Source organism: Micromonospora mangrovicola (assembly GCF_047200535.1).
Taxonomy (GTDB): Bacteria; Actinomycetota; Actinomycetes; order Mycobacteriales; family Micromonosporaceae; genus Micromonospora.
This window is the reverse complement of sequence record NZ_JBJZOG010000204.1, coordinates 1-3,330: the sequence shown is the minus strand read 5'-3', so window position 1 is coordinate 3,330 and position 3,330 is coordinate 1. Positions and strand designations below refer to the sequence as shown.

The 3,330-nt window shown below is 68.4% G+C and carries 4 protein-coding genes; 2 read left to right on the top strand and 2 right to left on the bottom strand.

Features of this window, described 5'->3' with window-relative positions:
• Together ACL02O_RS33900 and ACL02O_RS33895 are read right to left on the bottom strand one after the other, a co-directional pair.
• The coding region (locus tag ACL02O_RS33900) for a glycogen debranching N-terminal domain-containing protein (protein ID WP_412822267.1) at nucleotides 1-1,189 on the bottom strand (1,189 nt) is incomplete at its 3' end.
• Nucleotides 1,186-1,569 (bottom strand): SCP2 sterol-binding domain-containing protein, encoded by a 384-nt coding sequence (locus ACL02O_RS33895; RefSeq protein WP_412822266.1) that lies wholly within the window; start codon nucleotides 1,567-1,569, stop codon nucleotides 1,186-1,188. The genes ACL02O_RS33895 and ACL02O_RS33900, both read right to left, overlap by 4 nt.
• Nucleotides 1,570-1,776: 207 nt before the next feature.
• Between ACL02O_RS33895 and ACL02O_RS33890 the strand changes: the two genes are divergently transcribed.
• A complete protein-coding gene (locus tag ACL02O_RS33890; RefSeq protein ID WP_412822265.1) occupies nucleotides 1,777-2,154 on the top strand; it encodes an SCP2 sterol-binding domain-containing protein in 378 nt (125 codons plus the stop codon).
• Nucleotides 2,151-3,330 (top strand): glycogen debranching N-terminal domain-containing protein (locus ACL02O_RS33885; RefSeq protein ID WP_412822264.1); only part of this gene is annotated, 1,180 nt, incomplete at its 3' end. The genes ACL02O_RS33890 and ACL02O_RS33885, both read left to right, overlap by 4 nt.

Sequence of the window (3,330 nt, the reverse complement as noted above, 5' to 3'; positions counted from 1 at the left end):
CGTAGCCGTCACCCATGATGTCGCCGTACTCGTCGATCCAGTGCAGGGCCGCCCGCGCCTCCTCCTCGAACTCCCGCACCGTGGCGGCATCCCCCGTCCACCGCTCGTACTCGTCGAGCAGGACCACATAGAGCGGGGTGGCGTCAGCGGCACCGAAATACGGCGCCTGCGGACGCTCCTCGAACGCGGGAAGCTCACCGTAGCGGAACTCGCGGAGGATCTTGCCCGGCTCCTCGTCCCGGAAGTCGTCCAACTCGGTGCCCTGATCGATGCCGAGCATGCGCAGCGTCGCGGTGGCGAGTTCCGGCGCGAACGGCAACGCCTGCAGGCTGGTGAGGATGGGGTCGCGGCCGGTGAGGGTCGCGTTCCAGGGAAGTCCCGCCGCGGGCATCGCCTCGGTCGGCAGGGTCAGCGGCGAGTACCGCAGGGCGGCCAGGTCGACCATGCAGCGCTGGTATGCCCGCTCCAGCGGTTTCCACTCGCAGATCAGCTGCGGGGCCTTGCCGAGCCACTGCGCGAGGTCCGACTGGATCCGTGACCTGTTGCGCCGGTGGCGGCCGGGATGGACGTGCGCTCGAACGTCCTCACCGTCCGGGCGACGAACCATTCCTCGGACGTGCAGCCGGGTGGTCCACTTCCCGTGCGGCGCGACTCGGATGCGGAACGTCAGCCCCTGCTCGTCGACCTGCGCCGGCTCGGTCGTGGAGATGACCGTCTCCCGCCAGAACTTGTCCCGCCGGTAGCCCAGATACAGCCGCCCGTTCTCGACGCGCTTGTACAGCCGGCCGGGCGGGGTACGCCCGTGCCCGACGACGAGCAGCGGGATGAAGTCGCAGTCCGCGTCCACGCGGACCGTCAGATCGACCGCTTCACCCGAGTGGTTGAGCACCGTCAGGTACTCCTCGAAGCTACCGGCCACCGACCGCTCCCGGATGATCGACACCTTGGCGTCGACGTAGTGGGTGGGCGCGCCCGGCACCAGGAAGAAGCGCACCTCGAAGTAGGACGCGTCGTCCCTGGCCAGCGCGCTCACCCGTTCGCCGTTGACGGTCAGCCGCCACAGCGACAGGAATCGGGTGTCGAACGAGAAGAACCCGCACGGGACGGTCGGTGTGGCCTCGATGTCGCCACTGCCGTCGCTCAACACGAAGATGTTGCCGTCGAGGATCCTGATCAGGTCCGCCTTCATCTGCGCCCCCCATGGTCCCGGGCCATGGCCCGCGGATGTCGCGCGCCGGGCGGAGGCGCGAAGAGCCGCTCCAGCAGCACGATGAGCCGGAATTTCCCTTCGCTGGTTATCTCGTTGCGCAGCCAGGCCGGGAGTGGTTTGGCCTCGCCACGGACCATGCTGTCGAAGAAGGCGCCGTCGGCACGGACGACGGCGTCGGCGTCCGCGTCGGCGTCACTCCGTGACACCCGGACGGCGCCACCACGTATCTCCACGAACCAGTGGTCGACCTCGTGGTCGCGGGCCAGGTCGAACCGTATGGTGCCGTTCGTCTTCTTCAGCAGCCGCTCGTGGCCGTGGCGTTCGAGCGCGTCGAAGAACTTCCGGGTCGTCTCCGACATGGCACCCCCTCCCAGTGGAATCCGCCGGCCACGAGGCAGCATCACCCGGATCGCGGTGTGCTGGCATCACCCGCAAGGGATGAGATGTGCGGGCGGCCGCGGCGGGCGGCCGGAGTTCACCCGATGTGGGTGATGCGTGGGCGGCCCGGTCCCCGCCATGGTGAGGTGGTGACCGTCCGGGGTCGGGACCGACCGGAGGGGAGGCTCATGTCCAGTCCCACCGCGAACTTCTTCGAGGCGCTCGGCCGTCGCGGCCACGAGCGCCTCCTCGAGGAGGCCAGCGGCAGCATCCGCTTCGACCTCGAACACGATCATGAGGTCGATCGGTGGCTCCTGATGATCACACGCGGCGACGTCCGCGTCTCGCGCGGGAAGGGTGCGGCCGACTGCGTCATCACAGGCCACAGATCGACCTTCGATCGAATCGTCACCGGAAGGTCACACATCTACGCGGCCTGGGTCCGCAACGAACTCAAGGCCGACGGTGATGTGCGGCTGGCCCGTTTCATCCAACGGCTGATGCCGGGGCCACCGGGCGCGCACCATCCACGCGAGTTCGTCCGCGAGCGGAGACGACCGGCATGAGCGACGGTCTCGTCCGGCTGCTGGACGGCAACACCTTCGTGGTCAGCGAGGAGAGCGGCGACATCGACGCGTCCCCCGCCATCCCGACCGGCCTCTTCTCGTTCGACACCCGATTCCTGTCGAAATGGATCCTGTCCATCAACGGCGAACGGGTCAACGCGCTCAACGTCGAGGAGGTCGAATACTTCGAGAGCCGGTTCTTCGTCGTCCCCACCGTCCCGACGCCACTGGTCGACATCAGCGTCTCGGCCATCCGGGAACGCTCGATCGGCGGCAGCTTCACCGAGCGGCTGACGGTGATCAATCACGAACCCGAACCGGTCGACCTGCGGATCCGGATCGACATCGAGAGCGATTTCGCCGACCTCTTCGAGATCAAGGACGTGCACCACAAGACGGGCACGTACTACGCCCGGATCGAGGACGGGAGCCTGCGTCTCGGCTATCAGCGCGAGACGTTCCGCCGGGAGACGCTGGTCTCCTCCACCCAGGTGGCCCGGATCGACGAACAGGGGATGACGTACGACGTGCACCTCGCACCGCACGGCCGGTGGGTCACCGACGTGCACGTGCAGACCCTGGGGGTGGACGGACGCGATCTCCGGGAGACCCTGCAGGGCAGGCCCGGGCGGGCCAGACTGCAGATGCGCGAGGACCTGGACCGGTGGCTCGCGGAGGCGCCCCGCCTGGCCTGCGACTCTGCGACGCTGGCGATGACCTACCGGCGCAGCCTGGCTGATCTCGCCGCACTGCGTTTCACGCCGTTGACCAGTGGCGGACACGCGCTGCCCGCCGCCGGGCTGCCGTGGTTCATGGCCATCTTCGGTCGGGACAGCATCTTCACCAGCCTGCAGGCGCTCCCCTTCGCGCCCGACCTGGCGGCCACGACGCTGCGCCTGCTCGCGCTGTTGCAGGGCGTCGTCTTCGACGACTTCCGTGAGGAGGAGCCGGGGAAGATCCTCCACGAGCTGCGGTACGGGGAGACCACCGGGTTCGAGGAGCAGCCGCACTCGCCGTACTTCGGCAGCGCCGACGCCACCCCGCTCTATGTGGTGCTGCTCGACGAGTACGAGCGGTGGACCGGGGACGCCGCCACGGTGCGGCTCGTCGAACCATCCGCGCGGGCGGCCCTGCACTGGATCGACGAGTACGGCGACCTCATAGGTGACGGCTACA

Coding starts and splice junctions, on each gene's coding strand:
- ACL02O_RS33895 (WP_412822266.1), bottom strand. CDS start 1,569: ATGTCGGAGACGACCCGGAAGTTCTTCGACGCGCTCGAACGCCACGGC.
- ACL02O_RS33890 (WP_412822265.1), top strand. CDS start 1,777: ATGTCCAGTCCCACCGCGAACTTCTTCGAGGCGCTCGGCCGTCGCGGC.